Genomic DNA, 22905 nt, shown 5'->3' with positions numbered 1-22905 from the left:
ATTTGTGGGTTTAAAGGACCTGATTTACCGGTGCAAAAAGCATGAGAGAGATGCACAGGAAGAGCTTTACCGACTTTATTCGGCAAAGCTTTTTGGTCTATGCCTTAAGTATTCAGATAATTACCAGCAAGCTCAGGATAATCTACAGGATGGTTTTGTAACGATCTTTGAGAAAATAAATCAGTATAAAGATCAGGGATCTTTTGAGGGCTGGATGAAAAGGATACTTATCAATACAGCTCTTCAGAAGCATCGACAACAAAAGGTTTACGGGATCACCAACGAAGATTATCTTCAGGAAGAAGAAGTAGAAGTTGAAACAGATGATCTTTCGGTAGATTTTTTACTAAAATGCGTACAAGAGCTTCCAGACCGCTACAGACAGGTGTTTAACATGTATGTTATGGATGGCTATTCCCACAGAGAAATATCGGAAATGCTCCATATTTCTGAAGGAACCTCAAAATCTAATCTGGCCAGGGCCAGAATGGCTTTGAGGGAAAAAATTGAAAAAAAAGAACAAATTAGAAATTCGGCTCAATCGTCATGAAAGAAAAGAAAAACATAGACCGGATTTTTCAGGAGAAGTTCAAGGACTTTGAAATGGAGCCAAACGAAAAGGTTTGGGAAAACATTTCAACAAGACTTGATGAAAAAGATGAAAAAGGAACATTTGTAATTCCTTTATGGTTCAAAATTGGCGGTGTTGCAGCTGTTTTAGCGATCGTACTTGCCAGTTTACTTTTTACCAATATGCAGGATACTACTGGCGGAGAACCTCAGATAGTATATGATGAAACTGAAAAATCTTCGGAACAGGAAAATGCCCAGAAAGGATCTTCGAGCAATGCCAGAGAAAAAAATATTGATTCGGAAGAAATTGTATCAAATAAACAGGCCGGGAATATAGAGTCTGGGGAAGAAATGTATTCAAGTACAGATACCAACACTTCCATTGCAAATACAGATAAAAACGAAACGCAGAATAATTATAGAAGAAAGAACACAAAGACTTCTCAGCCTAAAGATTCGCAATCTGAAGAAAGAATAGCTACTAATACCCAAAATTCTAATGAGGTTTCCTCAAAACAGGAAGAGAGAAATTCTCAAATTATAGATAACTCTAGTGATTCGAATAATTCAGAATCGCTTGCAGCGTCTGAAGAAAATAAAAAGTTTAAGGATTCAATAGCACAGGAATCTATTTTGAAAGAAAAGAATGCTCTTGCCGAAGTGGAGGAAGAAAATAAACTTAAGGAAGATGAGGAAACGGAAATTGCGGAGGCCGACACTAAGAAAATGAGACTTTCAACATTTGCTGCACCGGTTATTTATAAGAATATTGGTAGCGGTAATGAACTTTCCAATCAACTAGCGAATAATTCATCTTCTTCTGAAGTTACATTGGCTTACGGTGTGAAGTTCGCCTATAAGATCTCAGATAAACTTAAAATTAGAACTGGAATTAGTAAGATCGATATCAACAAGAACACCCAGGGCATACTTTACTCACCGTCTGCCATGGCCAATGGTTTTGAAAATATTAGTCCCGTTGAGGATAATATCGAAATAAGAAGTAATTCTCCTTCACCTTCAACTTCGGGTACAGGACCCGCTCCTCTGCCTAGTTTTGGCGGTAATAACGAAAATAATAGCTTAATTACTGCTATAGCTACTCCCGGCGAGCTCAATCAGCAATTCGGTTATATTGAAGTACCGGTGGAAATTGAATACGCACTGATAGATAAAAAATTCGGATTGAATATCATTGGAGGAGGAAGTAGCTTGTTTTTGGATAACAACATGGTGCAACTGGTTTCAGGAGAAATGAAGACAGATCTTGGTGAAGCGACCAACATTAATAGAACCAGCTTTAGTACGAATATCGGGTTAGGAATGGATTATAAGATCACGGATAAATTCAGCATTAACGTGGAACCAATTTTCAAATACCAGATCAATACTTTTGACCGTGTAGACAATGTGCAACCGGTGAATTTCGGTGTGTATTCAGGCTTAAGTTTTAGATTTTAAAGAGACGGATTGGTTAATTCACGATGAATCACCTGATAGGTTTTATCTCTCAGACTTTTTCTCTGGTCTGCCTCTAAACCTTCAGTGCATATGAATTTATGGATCTTCACTCGTAATTTTCCGGGCCCACCGGTAAAGAATTTATAAGAAAATCTCTTTTTCGTATCGTGAAAGGTAATAGGGACAATCGGAATCTGATGTTCCAGCGCCAGCCTGAAAGCGCCATCTTTGAACTGGTCTAAAACAATTGACTGATCATCTGGAACTCCGCCTTCCGGAAAGATGCAAACACTATTTTCCTGTTTTAATCTGCGTTGTGCCTCTTCGAAAGCAGCCATTCTACTTTTCTGATTCTTTCTATCCACGAGAATACAGGTTCTTCTGTAGAAAAATCCGAAAACCGGGATTCTACCCAATTCCTTTTTTCCGATAAATACAAAAGGTTGTTTTATAACGGCTAGCATTAACATAATATCCAGCATAGATGCGTGGTTTGCCACGAGCATATAACTTTTATGCTTCTCAGGAATCTGATCTGCTTCAGTTTTTACCGAAAATCCCATTCCGAATAAAATGATCCTTGCCCATATACGTGCGCAGACAAAGAATTGAGGATAAAATTTTTCAGAAGAAGTAAAAACGATCAAAAAGGGAAGCATGATGAGTATAGGTATGACCATCAAAATGTAGAACCAGATTCGCCATAAAAAGATCAGCACCGATTTTATAAAACTCATAGTCTTCAAAAGTAGTAAAATGAAACGAGCGAATTCTATAAAAAAATTACCTTTGCAACAAAATTCAAGAAGTCAATGTCCAGAATACTTACAGGCGTACAAAGTACGGGAACCCCTCATCTTGGGAACCTTTTAGGAGCAATAATACCGGCAATTGAAATGGCGAATCATCCAGGTAATGATTCCTTTATTTTTATTGCAGACCTGCATTCGCTTACTCAAATTAAAGATGCTGAAACACTTAGGCAAAATACCTATTCTGTTGCAGCGACCTGGCTTGCCTGCGGACTGGATATTGAAAGAAGTGTTTTTTACCGCCAGAGCGATATTCCCCAGGTTACCGAATTATCCTGGTATTTGAGTTGCTTTTTTCCTTATCAGCGTCTTACCCTTGCTCACTCTTTCAAGGATAAAGCAGACAGACTGGAAGATGTGAACAGCGGATTATTTTCATACCCAATGTTAATGGCGGCAGATATTCTTTTGTATGACGCAGAAATAGTTCCTGTTGGGAAAGATCAATTACAGCATATTGAAATGACCAGGGACGTCGCTTCCAGATTTCAGGCGAAAATGGGAGAAGTTTTCGTGATGCCTGAAGCCAAAGTTCAGGAAAATACGATGTACATCCCGGGAACCGATGGCGCCAAAATGAGTAAATCTAAAGGCAATACCATCAATATTTTCCAGACCGACAAGAAGCTTAGAAAACAGATAATGAGCATCGATACTGACAGTACTCCGCTTGAAGATCCTAAAGATCCGGATACCTGCAATGTTTTTGCCCTCTATAAAATTATGGCTTCGGAAGAACAGATCGCTGAAATGAGTAAGAACTATGAAGCCGGAGGATATGGATATGGACATGCAAAACAGGCTTTGTTCGAACTGGTAAAGGAAAAATTTCAAGTGGCGCGTGAGAAATACGAATACTATATTAATAACCTGGAGGAAGTGGATAAAGCTTTAGAAATTGGCGCTGAAAAAGCAAAAGTTGTGGCGAACGAAGTACTCAAAAAGGTAAGAGTAAAAGCAGGGTATTAAATAACCTCAAACAGTTTGCCAGGCAGCGGCCTGACTGCACCTTTCAGTTCCATATTTAACAGCAATGAGGCGGTTTTAAAAGTCGGCAGGTTGCAATTGAGAGCAAGCGTATCCAATTCAGATTTTCCCTGAGATTTTAAAAACTCATAGAGCTTCTGTTCATCATTTTCAAGTTCTATAAACAGTTGTTTCTGAACTGGCTTTTGTTCTTTATTAGATTCCCAATTCAGGATGTATGCAAGATCTGCTGCAGATGTTAAAACATGAGCATTCTGTGATTTGATCAAATTATTGCAACCAGTACTGAATTTATCTGTAGGGCGGCCTGGAACAGCAAAAACCTCCCTGTCGTAGGAATTGGCTATGTCTGCAGTTACCAGCGCTCCACCTTTTTCAGCGCTTTCAATTACAAGGCTTGCTTCGCTTAATCCAGCAATAATGCGATTCCTCTTTAAAAAATTATTACGGTCAAATTTATCTGTGCTCCAGAAGTCGGTAAAGAAGCCTCCGTTTTCCTCAATTTCGGTCATATACTTTTTGTGCATTTTGGGATAGACCTGGTTTAATCCGTGGGCGAGACAGCCGATGGTTTGAAGATTATTTTTAACAGCCGCTTTTTGAGCGGTGATATCCACACCATAGGCAAATCCTGAAATAATTACAGGATCAAGAATGGCCAGGTCTTCAATCAATTTCTCACAAAAACTTATTCCGTGGGAAGTTATCTGCCGAGTTCCCACGATACTAATAATCCTCTTTTTTGATAATTGAATATTTCCTCGAGAAAATAAAAGAATTGGGCCATCGAGACAGTGCTTCAATTTATCGGGATAAGAATCTCCCAGGAAATAATGAACCCTAATATTGTTTTGCTCTATAAATTTTAGTTCCTGTTCGGCCGCTTTCAGATGGGAAGAATCAAATAATTCGTGAATTCTAACCTTTCCAATTCCTTCAATTTTCAGAAGGCTAGCTTTCTTTTCGCGAAAGATGTCTTGAGCTTTTCCGAATTTTCTGATCAGCTTTTTGGCAGTTGTATCTCCCAGATTTGGAACATGTTGCAATGCCAGCGTATAAATTAAGTCATCAGAATTCATTCAGGTCAATTTGAATAAAATTACAGAAAAAAACATTTGTTAATAAAATTTCTTTGGGTAACTTTATAGCACTGCCAATAACCTATATTTTTGCGACCAATGAATATTTCCAATCACATCCAGGATCTGCTTTATAGATACGAATGCGTAGTACTGCCAGGCTTCGGTGCTTTCCTTTCGCAAAAGCAGTCAGCATACATAGACAGCGATTCCAACGAATTTTATCCGCCAAACAAGGTTATTTCCTTCAATAGGCAGTTGATCAAAAATGACGGATTGCTCGCAAATTATATAGCAGAGGTTGAATCTGTAAAATATAATACCGCGAATAACATGATCAAGGAATTCGTGTATGACCTGGAAAATTCATTGCAAAATGAAGCTAAAGCCGAATTAGCAAATATTGGAAAGTTCTACCTGGACAATGAAGATAAGCTACAATTTGAGCCATTTTCAAAGATCAATTTCCTTACTCAGTCGTTTGGACTGGATTCTTACAGAACAATTCCTGTTCAACGCGAAGTTTATAAAAAGCAGGTTGAGGAAATTGAAGAAAAAGCACCGTTGTTATTTACTCCTGAAAAGAGAAGATCTTCAGTTCTAAAATATGCAGCGATAGGGCTTCTAGCTCTTGGAATTTCAAGCTTTGCAGGTTTAAATATTTACAGCAGTCAGGTTTCCAAGCATAATATCGCCGAGCAACAGGAAGCTGAAAATCAACTTCAGCAACAAATCCAGCAAGCTACTTTCGTTATAGACAATCCGCTTCCTGCAGTAACATTTGAGGTTGAAAAGCAAGATGGAGATTTTCATGTGGTTGCTGGAGCCTTCAGAGTTGAAGAAAATGCTCACAAAAAAGTGGATGAGCTTCGAGAAGAGGGCTTTAAAGCCAGATATATTGGGGCTAATAAATACGGTTTACACCAGGTAGTTTATTCAAGTCACGAAACCAGAAGAGAAGCGATCAATAAACTTTACGAAGTAAAAAGAACTAATGATGCAGCCTGGCTATTAGTACAGGAACTGTAATTTAATACTTTGTTAACGGCCTACTCTCACCTATCCTCCTTATTTTTGCAAAAAAATTGATATGGAGGCTAAATCACCGAGTGAATCACGTACTACATTAACTGATCTTGTTTTACCTAGTGAAACTAATCCGCTAAATAATCTTTTTGGTGGTGAGTTACTTGCGCGTATGGATAGAGCAGCAAGTATTGCTGCCAGAAGACATAGCCGAAGAATTGTAGTAACCGCTTCTGTTAATCACGTTGCTTTCAATAAAGCTATTCCTTTAGGTAGTGTAGTGACTGTTGAAGCAGCTGTTTCAAGAGCATTTAAGAGCTCTATGGAGATCTATATTGATGTTTGGGTGGAAGATAGAGAAAGTGGTCGCAGAACCAAAGCGAATGAAGCCATTTACACCTTTGTTGCGGTTGATGAAACCGGTACTCCTATTCAAATTCCAGCACTGGAGCCTGAAAGCGAAATAGAAAAAGAAAGGTTTGAAGCCGCCTTACGTAGAAAACAATTAAGCCTCGTACTTGCTGGGAAAATGAAACCTGCTGACGCAACCGAACTAAAAGCTCTTTTCGAAGATTAGTAGTTACATCCTGTAGATCCAATCTGCTGGATCCATCTTCTGGTCATTTCTATAAATAAGGAAGTGTAAAGTGGTTTTACCCGTAGTTCTGCTGGTCGCTACTCTTCCTATTTCCTGCTCGGTGGTAACTTTATCTCCTCTTTTTACAAATACCTCTTCAAGGTTATTATAAATGGTGATGTAATCCCCGTGTCTAACCATCACAGCCTGATTGGCACCTTTTACCGCCTGAACTTCACTTACGGTTCCATTAAAAACTGCCCGGGCTTTACCTCCCTTATCGGTATCAATCCGAACCCCATTGTTATTTACCATAACAGATTTTACTACTGGGTGAGGCTGTTTCCCAAATCGCATGGTAACCACACCAGACTGTACCGGCCATGGTAATTTTCCTTTGTTATTATTAAAATCTGCTGCCAGCGCCTTCGCTGCCGGTGTAAGTTCGTAAGTACTTCGGGAAGTAGAACCACTCTCCTTATTTGCCTTGGCAATAGACTCTCTAATCATTCTATCGATCGCCCGGTCTATTTCATCGATCTCATTTTGTTTGGATCTAATCTGGGATGCAAATTCGCCTTCTCTTTTTCGGATAGTAGCCATCAGGGTTTGCTGCGATTTTCTATTCTTTTCCAGATCGGCTCTGGTTTTCCTATTTTCCGCAATCAGTTTTTCCTTCTCTTCTTTTTGCTGAACAAGCCTCGCATTCAGTTTTTGTAATTCTGCCGTATTAGCCTTGATCTCTTCACCTTGCTGCTTACGAAAATTAGTATACTGTTTCATGTACTGCAAACGCTTATATGCCTGCAGAAAATTGCGCGAAGACAACAGGAACATTACCCTGCTTTGCTGGGATTTACTCTTATAGGATTTTTCGATCATTCTCGCATAATCCTCTTTAAGCTTTTCAAGCTCTTTTCTTAATTCCCCGATTTTATTAGTGTTCGTGCTTATTTCGCGGGTTAGCAGGTTTGCCTGCTGATTGGTAAGTTTTATAAGATCTTCAGTGCTTTTAATCTGCTGATTAAGATCTTCCACCTGCCCCAATACGGAACGTTGCTTCTTTTGATTGGAAATTCTTAGCTCATTAATACGGCTGATCTCATTTCGCAGTTCTATTCTCCTTTTCTCAAGTTCTTCACGATTGGTTTGTGCATTGGCGAACTGAAAGCCAAGGGAGAGAAATAATAGGAAAAATAAGGATCTTGAAAACTTAAGTTCAATCATTTTAAACTGATTTCTTCGTAACCTGATGGAATATCAAACGGAAAACTAACTTCTTCATTGAAACTGATAGATCTATAGGTAAGGTCAATATTGGTGCTTGAACCACCTTCGTTAGCAATGATCTTAATATTATCCGGAAAAATCAATCCGTCGACATCCTGGTAATCTGAGTAGGTAACCGTTAAACTTCTGTTATCCTGTTCCTGGGCCAATTGTTGTGCGTCAGCTTTGAAATTTGCCGGATTTAGCAAAAACATCTTTTTAATTGAAGTGCCATCCTCTTTCACAAACTGAAAACCTCTCGGAGATTGTACAAAATCATATTCCTCATCGCGAAGGTCATAAATCGCCTGACCTATCAATAAATTCTGAAGTTTCTGAAAATCCAGAGGTGTTCCCAGAAAATCACTCACCAAACTGAAATCACCATCAAAATAAGTCTGGCCTACTTTTTCATAATAGCTTACGCTTGTAGGAGTGATATAAGCCTTAGCTACCGGAAATCCTAGAATACTTGCACTCATCCAGATCGCTTTATCTTTTTCCAGCCTGAAACTTAAATTCACCGACTGGGTTTTTTCATCATCCTGATAAACCGCACGCAATTTCCCTGACGCCGTTTTGAATTGCGTTTCTGAAGTGTAATGTTTTTTTATTACTGAAACTGCTTCAGCATCTTTTGTAGCGATCTTTCCAGCAGATCTACTGCTTCCACAGGAAACCGCAAATACCGAAATCAGGATTAGGGTGAATATTCTATTTAACATCAGTTAATTTCTTTTTTTAAATTTTCTGCCTTAAGGCGATACTCTTCAGCTTTATCAGCATTTTTCATACCATTGTAACTAATGACCAGCTGTGAGTAGAAATCGATCTCCATCAACCTGTCATCTATCAGGTAATCCAGGCCATCGCTCAAACTCTCCTCGGCATCTTCAAACTGCGAAAGTTTATTCATGGCCACTCCCTGGAATAGATATAACATTGGTTGCGACGGAAAACTTTCCAGCGCTTCTGCACTTAGATCGCGAGCTGTTTCATACTTTCCAGATTCCAGCTGCAAAAGAAGTGTATTCCTGGTTAATTCAAAGTTTTCAGGGTTCTCTTTTAAGCCTAATTCAAAAAACTTTAACGCATCCTGGCGATTATTTCTTTTCAGATAATAATTCCCAAGCTGCTCAAAAAGTTTGGGGGCATCTTCCCACTCTGATAATTTTCCGGCAACTTCAATAAGATCTTCTTCATATTCAGGATTTTCCTGAACAAAATTCAGAAAATCGTTCAATACTTTAAACTTTGATTCAGCATCGATCTCTTCACTTTCAAAAACGATCCTCATGGAAGCCACTGCAGCTTCTGTATCGCCTTTATTCAGATAAAACTTATACAGAGCAAGATGTGCTAATGTAGAGCCGGGATTTGTAGCTAAAAGCTCCTGAGCGACTTTAAAGGCCTCTTCTTCTTCCCCGTTTTCGCTGTAGATGTAAATAAGATTTAGATAATTCTGTTCTACATCGGGATTATCTGAAATTCCTTGTTGCAGATTTTCGATCTGTGCACCGGTATTATTTGTGCGAGCGAAAATCTGTCGTCTTAATGAATTTCTGTAGGTATTAGCTCCCAGCTTTTCGTCCAGTTTATCAATAAGATCAAGAGCCATATCATAATCTTCATTCAGAAGATAAAGATTTGCGAGATCTTCTTCATAAGTTGGGTCTAAGGGAATCAGTTTCTGAAGTGTGGCAATAGCAGCTTCATAATCTTCAGTCATCCCATAGGTCTGAAATAAATAAACAAGAACAGATTCTTTCTTAGGTTCAAGTTCACTTGCCTTTTGAAAATTAGCAATTGCCTTGTCAAATTCTTCCAGTTCCCGATAATTCTTACCTAATTCAAAGTAAATAACAGATTTCTCAGTATCCAGTGTCAGGCATTTCTCTAAAGCAGTGATCGCTTTTTCATAGTTCTCAATGCCTTTTTGCTTTAGCGCTTCAAAAAACAATTCCTGAAACTCATCGCTTACATTCCCGAGATCATCCTGGTTAACATCCTGAAAAAGCTGCGGCACCTCCTGTGATTTCACAGGAAGTATGGACAGGGCCGTGATCAGGATGATAATCAGGTTTCTCATAAAAGTTTTTATTCCAGTACTGAATAGTCACCAATGCTTATCTGGGTAAAATCACCATCAAATTTCGCATGGTTTCCAATCATCGCATTATCCAGTTTTGCATTTTTCACCTCTGCAAAAGTCTGAATAAGACTATTCTTTATCGTTGAATTTTCGACTTTAGTTCCGTCTCCAATTGATACATTCGGACCTATTTTCGCATTGATCAATTCTACATTTTCACCAATATAACAAGGTTCAGTAATTTCAGAATCCTTGATCTTCACCGAATCTGAGATCAGCTTTTCTCCGTCCTGGTGAAGGAAATTAAGCATTCTTCCATTGGTTTCAACCGTAACGTTTTTATTACCACAGTCCATCCACTCATCAACTTTCCCCGGTACAAATCTCAATCCATTCTTACGCATTGCTTCGATCCCGTCGTTGATCTGATACTCACCACCACGCGTTAACTTTGCATCCAGTACATTCTGAAGTTCATTTTTTAAAACTTCCACATCCTTGAAGTAATAGATCCCTATCACTGCAAGGTCTGAAACAAATTCTTCAGGTTTTTCAACCAGATCGGTGATCTCATTGTTCTGATTCAGCTTTACCACACCATATGCTGAAGGATTTTCTACTTTTTTCACCCACATCACTGCATCTGCAGATTTGTCCAGGTTAAAATCGGCTTTGAATAGGGTATCCGCATAAGCTACTACCGCAGGACCTGTAAGAGATTCTTTAGCACACATGATCGCGTGACCGGTTCCCAGAGGTTTATCCTGGTAGTAAATGGTTCCTTTAGCTCCAAGGCTGTTCGCAATCTTCATCAGATCCTGCTCAACCTTCTCACCAAAATCCTCACCAATGATAAAAGCTACTTCATCTATCTTTTCATCTAGAACTTTAGCGATATCTTCCACCAATCGGTGTACAATTGGTTTCCCCGCTATAGGAATTAACGGTTTTGGTACAGTTAAAGTATGTGGACGAAGTCGTGAACCACGACCTGCCATTGGTACAATAATTTTCATTTTTACTTTTTAAATTAATTCTTATTTGTGTCCCGTACTTCCGAATCCCCCGGCTCCACGTGAGGTTTCACCAAGAATATCTACTTCGTTCCAGGATATATGTTCGTGTTTTGCGATCACCATTTGAGCGATTCGTTCGCCATTGTTCACCACAAAATCTTCATTAGACAAATTTACAAGTATCACCCCTATTTCTCCCCTATAATCAGCATCAATTGTGCCTGGAGCATTCAAAACAGTGATTCCCTTTTTTGCTGCCAAACCACTACGAGGTCTTACCTGGGCTTCGAAACCTAAAGGCAACTCCATAAAAAGTCCTGTTTTTATAATAGCTCTTTCCAAGGGTTTTAAAGTTATCGGCTCTTCAATATTAGCTCGAAGGTCCATCCCAGCAGAAAAATCTGTTTCGTAATGCGGCAATTTATGAGCCGACTTGTTTATAATTTTAATCTCCATGATTTAAGATTGTATGATTTTGAGAATTTGTTCTTTTTCTGAAAAATAGACTATCCCGATAAATACTAATAATAACGGTATTCCAACTAAATAATTTCCGGGGAAGACATAAAATGAGATTGCTGAAATTATTACTGAAAGCGTTAAATATCCTGCAATTCTCTTGATATCGTAAGGCACCGGATAATATCTCTTTCCAAGAAAATAAGATACCAGCATCATGCTTCCATAAGCGACCAGAGTTGCCCAGGCAGCGGCGATAAATCCAAGAACAGGAATTAATAACAGGTTCAAACCGATAGTTATAAATGCTCCAAGAATGGAGATATACATTCCTGTACGCGTTCTGTCAGTAAGTTTGTACCATACCGAAAGATTGTGATAGATGCCGAGAAATAGGTTTGCCAAAAGTATGATCGGAACAATACTGATCGCCATCCAGTATTCCGGATCACGGATAACAAGGTTCTTGAAAAAGTCAATAAAACAAACCAGGATCAAAAAGATAAGGCTTCCAGATATCACGAAATATTTCAGAATATCTGCATAAGTTTCTTTCGCATTCTCTTTTTCGGCATGATTAAAGAAAAAAGGTTCCGCACCCATTTTAAAAGCCTGGACGAAAATGGTCATAAAAACAGCCAACTTATAACAACCGGAATAGGCTCCCATGATTTCATCTGAAATCATATCCTTAATTAACAATTTATCCAGGTTTTCATTAATGACAAATGCGATCCCGGCCACCATAATTGGCCAGCCATATTTCCACATTTGCCTGAAAATCGAAAAATCGAAACTGATCTTCGTTTTAAAAAAATAAGGCAGTAATAGTAAAAATGTGACTGCACTGGCCGCCAAATTGGCAATGAATATATATCCTACAATGTCTTTAGGACCGTAATTGTCTAAAATAATCTGAGGTGCAAATTGCGGAAAATCCCTGACGAACCAGAGAAAATAAAAGTTCAGCAGAACCACGATCAGGATATTGATCACTTTAATACCGGCAAACTTCACCGGTCTTCCAGTTGCTCTCAAATATGCAAAGGGAACCACAACCAGAGTATCCAGAACCAAAACGCTGAATAAGATCTGGAAATAGAAAGGATCAAGATCCAGCAAATTGATAAGTTGTTCCTGAAAAACAAAGACACCAACAGCAAAAAGTACTGTGCTTACCGTAAGCGCAATGAAAGCGGTTGAGAACACCTTAGATTTTTCCTTAGCCCTGCTAAAGAATCTGAAAAAGGAGGTTTCCATTCCATAAGTGAGCAAAACATTAAAGAATGCCGCCCAAACATAGAAAACCGTATTTACTGAATATTCCTCTGCAGGTAAGATATCAGTATGCAACGGTACCAGCACGAAATTCATCAGTCTGGGAAATACCGTTGCAAAACCGTAAATAAGAGTGTCTTGAAAAAATCTTTTTAAAGTACTCAACAGGAGCAGGTTGGTTTATTACAAATATCTGAATAAATCAGGATTATAAAAGCTTTCGCATTATTCCTTTTCCACAATCCCTGTTAGCTTGTAGTATTTAACCTTGTCGTTCTGAGTAAAAACGAGAATCGCCTCATCATCATCTATTGAAAATGGGCTTTCTTCAGGTAATTGAGGTGGTTTATTCCCGTATTCTTTCTTCGGGTCTTCATCCATTACCATATCTCCAGTGCCCATGCGGAAATTTGCCACATAAAGATTGGGCTTTTCTTCACTTTTTTTCAAGGGAGATTTCATTCCATGAAAATATACCGCATCCATACTTACACGTTCATCCTGGATTGCTGCTACCGGAATGTTTAACTGAATTCCATCTGAATTATAGGTATAGAATACTTCATTGAATTGTGCAGGAGCACGTTCCTGAAGATCTTTATTGCTGCCACAAGAAGCGAAAACAGTCAAAATAAATATTCCTGCCATAAAGTGTAATACATTTTTCATATCGTAAGGTTTTTAGATTTGAAGGTATAAAAACAAAACTCATACCAAATAAAAAAGCCCTCTAAATTGAGGGCTTTTTTGTTCGTTGTTCTGAATTTACTTCAGAATTACTTTTATCCGTTAAGAGCTTCTGCACCTCCAACGATCTCAAGGATCTCATTGGTAATAGAAGCCTGTCTGGCTTTGTTATAAGATAATTTAAGATCGTCTCTAAGCTCCTTCGCATTATCAGTTGCCTTGTGCATCGCCGTCATACGTGCGCCATGCTCTGCTGCAAATGAATCTCTAAGCGCCTTGAAAAGTTGCATTTTTAGAGATTTAGGAATTAGATCCTTAACGATCTCAAGTTTTGAAGGTTCAAAAATGTAATCAAGCTGCTTATTATCCTCACTTTCAAATTTCTCGATAGGAAGTAACTGTTCATCCATTACATATTGAGTCGCTGCATTCTTGAACTGGTTATAAACCACTTCAATTTTGTCATATTTTCCATCCAGGAATAATTGCATCAACTCTTCAGCAATTTCAGATACATTTTCAAAACTAAGATCATCGAAGATCGCGTTGTTATTTTTATAAATATCAAAGCTTTTCTTCAGAATATCATTTCCTTTTTTACCTAGAGTTAAAAGATCTACATCTTTTCCCTGATATTCTTCCTGAATCTTAGTCTTTACCTTCTTGATGATGTTGGTGTTAAAAGCACCGGCTAAACCTTTATTAGAGGAAATAGCAACTATAAGAACTTTTTTAACCTCACGCTCCTCAGCAAATTTGCTTCCAGAGTCATCATCCAGAGTAGCACTTAAATCCTGTAGCAATTGGGTCAGCTTTTCCGAATAAGGTCTCATAGATGTAATTGCATCCTGAGCCTTGCTCAATTTTGCAGCCGATACCATTTTCATGGCACTGGTGATCTGCATCGTTGAGGAAACCGAAGTGATCCTGCTACGTAATTCTTTTAAGTTTGCCATTTGTTATAATTATAAATTCAAAATTTTAAAATCCTGAATTTTAAATTTAGTTCTTGTATTTAGACGAAAGTTCTTTAGCAGTCTGAGTTAAAGTGTCAATTACTTCATCAGTTAATTTACCTGCTTTAAGAGTATCTAGCGTATCTCTGTGCTTCGCATCAAGATATTCGATATAATCTCTTTCAAACTCTCTTACTTTCTCAACAGGTACATCTCTCAACAAGTTCTTAGAACCTGCGTAAATGATAGCGATCTGATTTTCTACCGGGTAAGGATCGTTTTGACCCTGCTTAAGGATTTCCACGTTACGCTTACCTTTTTCAATTACGTTCATGGTTGCTGCATCAAGGTCAGATCCAAACTTAGCAAAAGCTTCAAGTTCACGATACTGAGCCTGGTCAAGTTTTAAAGTACCAGCAACTTTCTTCATAGATTTGATCTGCGCCGAACCACCAACACGAGATACTGAAATACCTACGTCAATTGCTGGACGAACCCCAGAGTTGAATAAATCTGACGTTAAGAAGATCTGCCCATCAGTAATCGAAATTACGTTGGTTGGGATATATGCCGAAACGTCTCCCGCCTGAGTCTCGATAATTGGTAGAGCAGTAAGTGATCCGCCACCTTTCACTTTATCCTTAAGACTGTCTGGAAGGTCATTCATTTGCTTTGCAATCGTATCATCAGCAATTACCTTAGCCGAACGCTCAAGAAGTCTTGAGTGAAGGAAGAATACATCCCCAGGATATGCTTCACGTCCCGGTGGACGACGAAGTAAAAGGGACACCTCACGATACGCTACCGCCTGCTTAGAAAGATCATCATAAACGATCAATGCAGGACGACCTGTATCTCTAAAGTATTCACCAATCGCAGCACCTGCGAATGGAGCGTAAACCTGCATTGGAGCAGGATCTGATGCATTTGCCGCAACAATAGTTGTATAAGCTAATGCTCCTTTATCTTCAAGAGTTTTTGCAATTGCAGCAACTGTTGAAGCCTTTTGACCAATAGCTACATATATACAGTATACTGGTTCCCCAGCATCGTAAAATTCTTTCTGGTTAAGAATGGTATCGATACAAACTGTTGTTTTACCAGTTTGACGGTCACCAATTACCAACTCACGCTGTCCTCTTCCTACCGGCACCATGGCATCGATAGACTTAATTCCAGTTTGAAGTGGCTCTGTTACCGGCTGACGGTAAATTACCCCAGGAGCTTTACGCTCAAGTGGCATTTCAAAAGTTTCTCCCTCAATGGCACCTTTCCCATCGATTGGAGCACCCAAAGTATCAACTACACGCCCAACGATTCCTTCACCAACATTGATAGAAGCGATTCGCTGAGTTCTTTTTACAGTAGAACCTTCTTTGATCTCCTTTGCAGGACCTAAAAGTACTACCCCAATATTGTCTTCCTCAAGGTTAAGAACGATCCCTTCCAGACCGCTTTCGAACTGAACCAATTCTCCATACTGAGCATTAGCCAATCCATAAATGTTCGCAATACCGTCACCTACGGTTAGAACGGTACCTACTTCATCTAGAGAGGCCTTGGATTCAAAACCTGATAATTGTTGTTTTAATATTGCTGATACTTCAGCAGGATTTACTTCTGCCATAATTATTCAAGATAAAATGGCACGCTATTGCGTACCGGTTTTAATTAAATTTTTGAAACGTATGTGTTGTCTTTTAATTCTCTTTTCAGTCTTGTAAGATTTCTTGAAACGCTTGCATCATATTGCAAATCTCCAACTCTTAGCACAAATCCACCGATGATGCTTTCATCTACGATGCTTTTTAGACTGGCTTCTGAACCTGTTAATTCTTTTACCTTGGCAAGAATCACAGCTTCTAGTTCTTTATCTAGAGGTACCGCAGTTGTAACAACAGCCTGCCGTACATTATTCATTTCATTAAACAAGATAATATACTGCCTCGCTACCAAATGAAGAATCTTGATTCTACCATTTTCCAGCAGGATATCTATCGCGCCTTTGGTAACGGCATCAAGATCCTTGAAAATTTTAAGCAGCGCGCTTTTCTTGATACTGTCTTTTACTACAGGACTGGTAAGCATATTTTCAAGATCTCTACTGTTCAAAACGGTTCTGGAGATCGAGATCATATCCTTATTTACAGCTTCCGCCGAATTTTTATCCTTTGCTAAAGAAAGGATCGCCTTTGCGTAACGTTGTGCGGCTCTGGTTCCTCTCATAACTTAGTTTAGCTTTGCATCACCGATCATCTTTTCGATCATCTGGTGTTGTTCTTTTTTATCTGAAAGCTCCTTGCGAACGATTTTTTCAGCGATTTCTACTGAAAGTTCAGCAACTTGATTTTTCAGTTCAGCCATTGCAGATTGCTTTTCAAGCTCAATGCTTCTTTTAGCGTCTGCAACAATTTTATCAGCTTTTACTTTAGCTTCTTCAGAAGCATCAGTAATCACCTTTTCTTTTAACTCACGGGCCTCCTTAAGGATCGCATCTCTTTCTGCACGAGCTTCTTTCATAAGCTGCTCGTTATCAGATTTAAGATTCTGCATTTCCTTACGAGCATTTTCAGCTGAAGCCAACGCATCGTTAATAGACTGCTCTCTGTTTCTTACTGAATTAAGAATAGGTTTCCAGGCGAACTTCGCCATAAGGAAAAGCAGAACTAAAAAAACAACGGTTTGCCAGAAGAACAAGCCAATTTCGGGAGTTATTAAATCCATAGTTTTAAATAATAATAGTTAAAAACATCATTTAAAGAAGTCCTTTCGCAACCAACCGTTGCGAAAGGGACTCTTTGAAATTAATTATCTTAATACACCTAGTAAAGAGGCAACTACTCCAAAAAGAGCAACACCTTCTACAAGTGCAGCAGCGATAATCATAGCTGTCTGGATTTTTCCAGAAGCTTCTGGCTGACGTGCGATAGCATCCATGGCAGAACCACCGATTTTACCAACACCTACTCCGGCTCCAAGAACCGCTAGTCCAGCTCCTAAAGCTGCAAGACCTACATACAATAATTCCATAGTTGAAAAAATTAAAAATTAAAATTAATGATGTTCATGTTCCTCAACTGCCATCCCGATAAATAGGGCAGACAGAATCGTAAAAATAAACGCTTGAAGGAATGCTACTAACAATTCCAATACTGTTATAAATAAGGCAAACGGAACCGAAACTCCGGCAATACCTGCATTTTCTAAAATAAATATCAAACCGATCAAACTCAGGATGATAATGTGACCTGCAGTAATGTTCGCAAACAAACGAATCATAAGTGCAGCTGGTTTAATAAGCAATCCAAGACCTTCCACTACTGCCAGAATTGGCTTTACCCAGGTTGGAATACCTGGCATCCAGAAAGTATGCTTATAAAAATCTTTATTACCGTTAAAGATCATGATCAACATGGTGAAAAGACCTAAAGAAACTGTTACTGCGATATTACCAGTTACGTTTGCAGCACCAGGTAATAGTCCCATTAAGTTCGTGATCCAGATAAAGAAGAACACGGTTAATAGGAAAGGCATGAATTTCATATATTTTTTCTCTCCGATCTGAGGAATTGCAATGTCATCTCTCACAAATAATACAAGACTCTCCAGAATGTTATTAAATCCTCTAGGAGCGTGCTCGTTTTTCTTGTGATGTCTGGCTAATCCAACTGAAAAGAAAAGGATCATCAGGATCACGGTAAGAAACATTGCAGCAACGTTCTTAGTGATAGAAAGATCCCATGGTTTAGAAGCATTAACAGGATGATGCTCCGCATCAAATTCAACAGTTTCAGCACCTGCATCCAGCTTATAAATATCTTCATGAAGATTTACAAAACGCATCCCGTCTTTTTCAACAATATGATGCCCTTCAGTATCATGATGGAATTCGCTGGACATAAATGTCACCAACCCATTATCAGTATAAAGTATCACGGGCAACGGAAGTGTAACTGAACTATCCCCTTCTCCAAAGAAATGCCAACCGTGAGCATCACCAATATGGTGCATGATCATCTCGGTTGCGTTAAACTTTTCTTCAGCTTCCTGAAGTGACGTTTCCTCCTTCTCGTGTTCCTGAGCAAAAGAAAATAATGGGGAAATAGTAAATGCTATCGCAAAGTACAAGCTAATCACTAAAGATTTCCGTGCTGTCATAGTACCTGTTCTACTTAAAATTATGGGCTCTAAATTTCCGTGCAAAGGTATACTTTTAATTTTTATCTGAAAGCCCGCCGTATATTTTTTTAGGTCTTTCGGCAATTTTAACGATTTTACTGAAAGACAGATTGTTATTTAGTATTTATAAGCCTTACCGCGTAAATTGTTTCGAAGATCAGGTATAATAAATAAGGGATGAAAAAAGCCATTAGATCCTGAAAAGGATTGGGAACATCATTCAGCATCATGGGTAGCAGAAACAGAACTGCCGCAAGCATTTTCAGCAGACTACACGCCATAAAGGCAAACCCCGTTTTATCACTAAAGGTTTTATTAACGTAAACTAGAGAAAGATATATAAGGAAGGTAGCGAATATATGAAAAGAATAAATTGCGATCGTGGAATAATAGAATTCAATTTCGAGTACATAATTCACCACCGAAAACTGAATAATTAGGAGTAAAATTGAAAACGGGATAAAGGATTTCAGAAATGAAATTAGTTTGTCTTGCATCTATTCGTCTTCGTTCAGGTTTTTAACCGACCTATACACCTGGTAGAGTGCTATGAACACACCTAAAAGCGAAAGGGAAATGGTATAAGCAGAATATTTATTGGGGAATTTGCCGTCCAGCCAAATTCCCAAGAAAACACCGACGGCGATAATAATGCCCATTTGAAAAGCAATATTTACAAAGCCGAGGTATTTATTACGCTGATCTTTTTTCATTGTCTTGTTGAAGTGGCTTCACTCCTCCGTTCATTTCACAAGTGGCATTGAATACCGCTCCAGGCTCTACCGCCAATTTACCTGCGATCACTTCACCTTCAATATTGGCTGGGCCTCTTAAACTCAAAGTTCCTTTCACGAACAGTTTTCCTTTAAAATTCCCTTCAATATCTGCATTTTCACACTCCAGAGTTCCATTGATCAAACCTCCCTTGCTTATCACCACCTTTCCCGGAGTCTTCAAACTACCTTCAAGGGTGCCTTCGATTCTAAAGCAACCCTTACCAGAAATTTCCCCAGTAATTAAGGTGCCGGCAGCAATTCTATTTTGTTCGTTTTGGTTTGAAGCAGTTTTGGTCTTTTTGGTATCAGAAAACATAAGTTGTAGGGTTTAGAAGTTGTCCATGTAAAATCTTAAATTTTTCTTAATTTGTACAATTCTATAATTTTCCGCCGACATTACAAAAGCTTCCCTTGCTATTTTATATTTTTTATTTTCCCGAAGTAGCTCTTGAAATCCTAAAGCTTTAGATTTAGAGCTTAATCCATGAACTACAATAAATTTACGATCAACGTCATACAGATCAATTGAAACATTTAATTGACTGTAGTCCAATTCTGACAATGCGCTTTCAATTGTTTTAGCTAATTCCTCGCTTTCCTCCATTTCATCTACGGAAACCGGATATATAAGTTTGTATTTATTCTGAAGGCTATCTGAACTGAATTCAAGAGATTTTAACTCCGGAATAGTAGTATTCAGGATCTGCTGTGCACTCTGCCCTTCTTTACTTTGAGGGAAAGTCACCGCAACATAATTCAGGGCCTGTTCGTAAGCATCCACACCCATTAACCTGGCTGTGGCACGTGCCTTTAATAATTCCAGTTTTGGAACAATAGGATCTCCCGTAAATTGGGAAACATATTCGTTAGAAATTTTGATTACTTCTTCAAATTCCTGAGCCTCATATTTTTTATACAAATTATTATATAAAGCTTCCGGGCTATTTTCATCTCTTTGGACACTTTCCGGATTATTGATAAAAGCGGCATATCTCGAATTTCCATAATTCTGAAGAATATCATTTCTCAAAGCCTGTTGTTCGTTCAACCTTCCCTGCGCCTCGTAAATTTTATAAAGATTATATTTAGCAGGCAGAATTAATCTTTCCTGCGGACTATTTCCTAGTAAGAATTCCAGCCTTTTTGCAGCAAGATCGTACTCTTTATAATTTTCGTTGTAAATAACTCCCAGTTGGTAATAAGCGAGATTCTGTTGCGTGGCCAAACTATCCAGAACTAATTGTTCTGAAGGGATCTGGTTTACGTATATCATGGGATCGTAAATAGGATCATTATCCAGATTGATATCCATCAAGCGCTCCTGAGCATTCACTGAACTCTGGTTTAATGCGGTAGAACCCCATCTCCAGTTATCTGAAAGTTCTCTGCTTCCCCAAACACGCATGAATTCCTGGGCTCCTTTTGATACCCTCAACGGATTGTAGAAATAAAATGTATTTCCGCTATTAGGACCTGCTGGCGGGACATTTGCTGAAGGAAAACTATTCTGAGCACCAATTCCAGCGGTGTAAACAGGTAATTCCCCGGCTTCAATATCTCTAAGCGCTTTTTCCCTCATGGAATCGGTATACTCGGTGAAGTATGCGATTCTTTCATCTTCGGAAAGCTTTGTTAATCTTAAAATACTATCTGTTTCTTCAGCGATCTGTTCATACTTGATCACATCATCCAGATTCGATCTTTTATTCTTAATGGTTCGATATTCCAAAAGATCTGGTGACATATAAGTCAGTGTGCTGTCAAAATATTTTCCCGCATCCTGGTATTCAGCACGATCAAAATTGATATTCGCCAAAATTTCATAATTGATTGATTTTAGATAAATATCGCTAGAAGGAGCTCTCAATGACTTGTTGTAATAAGCTAAAGCGGTTTCTGTGGAATCCAGCCTGCTGTAATATTCCCCCAATTGAAAATAGATCTTATCAAGATATGGCCTGTTTTCTCGATCTTCTTCAAGTTCGGTTAAAAGATCCAGCAGATACTGATTATTTCCAGAATTGAAATCAAAATTTCTGGCTTTCTGAACATAAGCGTTTACAAAATATATGCGGGGAGATTTCCTATTAAGATCTATTACCCTGTCAAAAGCAGCATTTGCCGTGGCCGTTTCCCCTAAACGATTATGCAGCTGACCAATTATGTAATAGTAGCGACCTTTTTCAGCATTTACAGCGGTAAATTCTGCGGCCGTATTCAACGGATTCACCGCACTATCAATATATTTCAAATTGATATAGGCCTGGGCTAAACTCGCATTTGCATCTGCGATATCCTGGTCTTTCAGCCTGTCTGAGTTAAGAATCTTTTTCAGATTTTCAATGGCAAGCTTTTCGTTTCCAATCCTGATATTGGTCTTTTCCCGCCAGATCCTGGCGTGATTGATATTATCACTCGCCGGGTAACGATATAGTATATAATTAAAGGCATCAAGGGCTGGTACAAAACGTTGATCAAAATACCTGGCTTTTCCTAAAAGCAAATATGCCTCATCCATCTGCGGATTCCTCTCCTTTCCGCTAATTTGCATGGAATGTTTCTGTATCGCCTTTACCGCTTTTTCTTCGGCTCTACCAAAATTCTGATTTCGTACACTGTCAGGAAGCAGGATCTTATCATCTACATCCATTCTTTCTATGGGCAGAATATCCCAATAATTATCTGCGTAATTCTGGTTGATCTCCTCTCTCCCCTGTTCCAGAGCGATCTCACCGTTATATAATGTATTGTATTCAGCAGTTACCGCGTGATAATTCCTGTTTATGAAGGTGTCTTTCTTCCTGGAGCAGCTAAAAATGGCCACAGAAAGCAATAGAAAAAGAGTAATTCGAGTAAACGTATTCAAAATGAACCTATTGTGGGTATCATGAATAACTTTGATACAACTAGTTTAGTATGTAAAAGTAAACTTCTTTTTCTAAAGTCCAATAAGTGCCAGTCTAGCCTTCGGCAATTTCTCTTGAAAAGTATTCTTTAAGTTCGTTAAGGGTAGCTTCAGAAGTTTCCATATCACGAACAATCACTCCGCGATCCAGAACTACAATGCGCTCACAAACTTCAGTTACATGAATTAGATCATGGCTTGAGATTAGAACCGTGGTGCCGCTTACCTTGGAAAGTTCTTTGATGATCTTCTTTAACCTGATCTGGGTCGTCGGGTCTAAATTCGCAAAAGGTTCATCAAGTATAACCACTTCCGGATCACCGATTAGAGCTGCTACGATTCCAACTTTTTTCTGATTTCCTTTAGACAGATCACGTAAATACTTTTTTCTTCCGATGATCTCTCCATTGAAAAAATCTTCAAATTGAGTAAGAAATGAATCGATATCGGCCTTATTACGGTTCCTAAGGTCACCGATAAAGTAAAAATATTCTTCCGGAGTCAGGTAACCGATAAGGAAACTTTCATCAATAAAAGAGGATGTAAATGGCTTCCAGTCTTCGCTCTGACTTACTGTGATCTCATTATTGAAAATATTCCCCGTAGTTGGTTGAATCAGGTCCAAAAGTAAACTGAAAAAAGTGGTTTTTCCCGCTCCGTTATTTCCCACGAGACCAAAATTCTGCCCTGATGGAATATCGAGATGTTCAATATCTAGGACTTTATTTCCGCTATATACTTTCGATAAATTAGTTGCTGTAATCATGATAATT

25 protein-coding genes are annotated in these 22905 nt (G+C 38.7%); 5 read left to right on the top strand and 20 right to left on the bottom strand.

Features of this window, described 5'->3' with window-relative positions:
• Positions 1-4: 4 nt before the first annotated feature.
• A complete protein-coding gene (locus AC2S94_RS05140; RefSeq protein WP_484630440.1) occupies positions 5-550 on the top strand; it encodes an RNA polymerase sigma factor in 546 nt (181 codons plus the stop codon).
• Positions 547-2034 (top strand): outer membrane protein, encoded by a 1488-nt coding sequence (locus AC2S94_RS05135; RefSeq protein WP_484630439.1) that lies wholly within the window; start codon positions 547-549, stop codon positions 2032-2034. Before AC2S94_RS05140 ends, AC2S94_RS05135 begins: the two co-directional genes overlap by 4 nt.
• On the opposite strand, the gene AC2S94_RS05130 is transcribed toward AC2S94_RS05135, so the two are convergent.
• Positions 2031-2771 carry a lysophospholipid acyltransferase family protein gene (locus tag AC2S94_RS05130; RefSeq protein WP_484630438.1) on the bottom strand — a complete coding sequence of 247 codons (741 nt, stop codon included), beginning with the start codon at positions 2769-2771 and terminating at the stop codon, positions 2031-2033. The two genes, AC2S94_RS05135 and AC2S94_RS05130, sit on opposite strands and share 4 nt — an antisense overlap.
• Before the next feature lie 75 nt (positions 2772-2846).
• Here AC2S94_RS05130 and trpS point away from each other — a divergent pair, with 75 nt between their 5' ends.
• Positions 2847-3815, top strand: a complete 969-nt coding sequence (gene trpS, locus AC2S94_RS05125) for a tryptophan--tRNA ligase (protein ID WP_484630437.1) — start codon at positions 2847-2849, stop codon at positions 3813-3815.
• Here trpS and dprA read toward each other — a convergent pair.
• Positions 3812-4912 (bottom strand): DNA-processing protein DprA, encoded by a 1101-nt coding sequence (gene dprA, locus AC2S94_RS05120; RefSeq protein WP_484630436.1) that lies wholly within the window; start codon positions 4910-4912, stop codon positions 3812-3814. The two genes, trpS and dprA, sit on opposite strands and share 4 nt — an antisense overlap.
• A 99-nt stretch (positions 4913-5011) precedes the next feature.
• Here dprA and AC2S94_RS05115 point away from each other — a divergent pair, with 99 nt between their 5' ends.
• On the top strand, positions 5012-5941 hold the full coding sequence (locus tag AC2S94_RS05115) for an HU domain-containing protein (RefSeq protein ID WP_484630435.1): 930 nt from the start codon (positions 5012-5014) through the stop codon (positions 5939-5941).
• A gap of 61 nt (positions 5942-6002) precedes the next feature.
• A complete protein-coding gene (locus AC2S94_RS05110) occupies positions 6003-6515 on the top strand; it encodes an acyl-CoA thioesterase (protein WP_484630434.1) in 513 nt (170 codons plus the stop codon).
• A gap of 3 nt (positions 6516-6518) precedes the next feature.
• Here AC2S94_RS05110 and AC2S94_RS05105 read toward each other — a convergent pair whose 3' ends face one another.
• The 18 genes from AC2S94_RS05105 to AC2S94_RS05020 form a co-directional block, all read right to left on the bottom strand.
• Positions 6519-7742 carry a murein hydrolase activator EnvC family protein gene (locus tag AC2S94_RS05105; RefSeq protein WP_484630433.1) on the bottom strand — a complete coding sequence of 408 codons (1224 nt, stop codon included), beginning with the start codon at positions 7740-7742 and terminating at the stop codon, positions 6519-6521.
• Positions 7739-8509, bottom strand: a complete 771-nt coding sequence (lolB1, locus tag AC2S94_RS05100; protein WP_484630432.1) for a lipoprotein insertase outer membrane protein LolB1 — start codon at positions 8507-8509, stop codon at positions 7739-7741. The genes AC2S94_RS05105 and lolB1 overlap by 4 nt, the downstream gene beginning before the upstream one ends.
• The gene (locus AC2S94_RS05095; RefSeq protein WP_484630431.1) at positions 8509-9873 is read right to left on the bottom strand and encodes a tetratricopeptide repeat protein; all 1365 of its coding nucleotides are present in this window, start codon (positions 9871-9873) and stop codon (positions 8509-8511) included. Before AC2S94_RS05095 ends, lolB1 begins: the two co-directional genes overlap by 1 nt.
• A gap of 8 nt (positions 9874-9881) precedes the next feature.
• Positions 9882-10892, bottom strand: coding sequence for a sugar phosphate nucleotidyltransferase (locus tag AC2S94_RS05090; RefSeq protein WP_484630430.1), 1011 nt, complete (start codon positions 10890-10892; stop codon positions 9882-9884).
• 21 nt (positions 10893-10913) lie between these two features.
• Positions 10914-11348 carry a dUTP diphosphatase gene (gene dut / locus AC2S94_RS05085; protein WP_484630429.1) on the bottom strand — a complete coding sequence of 145 codons (435 nt, stop codon included), beginning with the start codon at positions 11346-11348 and terminating at the stop codon, positions 10914-10916.
• Between the two features lie 3 nt (positions 11349-11351).
• The gene (locus tag AC2S94_RS05080) at positions 11352-12794 is read right to left on the bottom strand and encodes an oligosaccharide flippase family protein (RefSeq protein ID WP_484630428.1); all 1443 of its coding nucleotides are present in this window, start codon (positions 12792-12794) and stop codon (positions 11352-11354) included.
• A gap of 60 nt (positions 12795-12854) precedes the next feature.
• Entirely contained in the window at positions 12855-13298 is a 444-nt protein-coding gene (locus AC2S94_RS05075; protein WP_484630427.1) for a hypothetical protein, read from the bottom strand.
• A 113-nt stretch (positions 13299-13411) separates the two neighbouring features.
• The gene (gene atpG, locus AC2S94_RS05070; RefSeq protein ID WP_484630426.1) at positions 13412-14272 is read right to left on the bottom strand and encodes an ATP synthase F1 subunit gamma; all 861 of its coding nucleotides are present in this window, start codon (positions 14270-14272) and stop codon (positions 13412-13414) included.
• A 46-nt stretch (positions 14273-14318) separates the two neighbouring features.
• Positions 14319-15899, bottom strand: coding sequence for a F0F1 ATP synthase subunit alpha (gene atpA, locus AC2S94_RS05065; protein WP_484630425.1), 1581 nt, complete (start codon positions 15897-15899; stop codon positions 14319-14321).
• Positions 15900-15943: 44 nt separating this feature from the next.
• The gene (gene atpH, locus AC2S94_RS05060) at positions 15944-16498 is read right to left on the bottom strand and encodes an ATP synthase F1 subunit delta (RefSeq protein ID WP_484630424.1); all 555 of its coding nucleotides are present in this window, start codon (positions 16496-16498) and stop codon (positions 15944-15946) included.
• Positions 16499-16501: 3 nt separating this feature from the next.
• On the bottom strand, positions 16502-16996 hold the full coding sequence (locus AC2S94_RS05055) for a F0F1 ATP synthase subunit B (protein WP_484630423.1): 495 nt from the start codon (positions 16994-16996) through the stop codon (positions 16502-16504).
• 84 nt (positions 16997-17080) lie between these two features.
• Positions 17081-17302, bottom strand: a complete 222-nt coding sequence (atpE, locus tag AC2S94_RS05050; protein ID WP_011711113.1) for an ATP synthase F0 subunit C — start codon at positions 17300-17302, stop codon at positions 17081-17083.
• 24 nt (positions 17303-17326) lie between these two features.
• On the bottom strand, positions 17327-18430 hold the full coding sequence (gene atpB, locus AC2S94_RS05045; protein WP_484630422.1) for a F0F1 ATP synthase subunit A: 1104 nt from the start codon (positions 18428-18430) through the stop codon (positions 17327-17329).
• A 134-nt stretch (positions 18431-18564) separates the two neighbouring features.
• Positions 18565-18948 (bottom strand): hypothetical protein, encoded by a 384-nt coding sequence (locus tag AC2S94_RS05040; RefSeq protein WP_484630421.1) that lies wholly within the window; start codon positions 18946-18948, stop codon positions 18565-18567.
• Positions 18949-19164: an AtpZ/AtpI family protein gene (locus AC2S94_RS05035; RefSeq protein ID WP_309562258.1), complete on the bottom strand. Its 216-nt coding sequence runs from the start codon at positions 19162-19164 to the stop codon at positions 18949-18951.
• On the bottom strand, positions 19145-19543 hold the full coding sequence (locus AC2S94_RS05030; protein ID WP_484630420.1) for a bactofilin family protein: 399 nt from the start codon (positions 19541-19543) through the stop codon (positions 19145-19147). The genes AC2S94_RS05035 and AC2S94_RS05030 overlap by 20 nt, the downstream gene beginning before the upstream one ends.
• Before the next feature lie 12 nt (positions 19544-19555).
• Positions 19556-22093 (bottom strand): type IX secretion system periplasmic lipoprotein PorW/SprE, encoded by a 2538-nt coding sequence (gene porW, locus AC2S94_RS05025; protein WP_484630419.1) that lies wholly within the window; start codon positions 22091-22093, stop codon positions 19556-19558.
• A gap of 94 nt (positions 22094-22187) precedes the next feature.
• Positions 22188-22898 carry an ABC transporter ATP-binding protein gene (locus tag AC2S94_RS05020; RefSeq protein WP_484630418.1) on the bottom strand — a complete coding sequence of 237 codons (711 nt, stop codon included), beginning with the start codon at positions 22896-22898 and terminating at the stop codon, positions 22188-22190.
• Positions 22899-22905: the final 7 nt, after the last annotated feature.

The organism is Christiangramia pacifica (assembly GCF_057221535.1).
The sequence above is the reverse complement of the archived record's forward strand: the minus strand, read 5'-3'. Positions and strand labels throughout refer to the sequence as shown.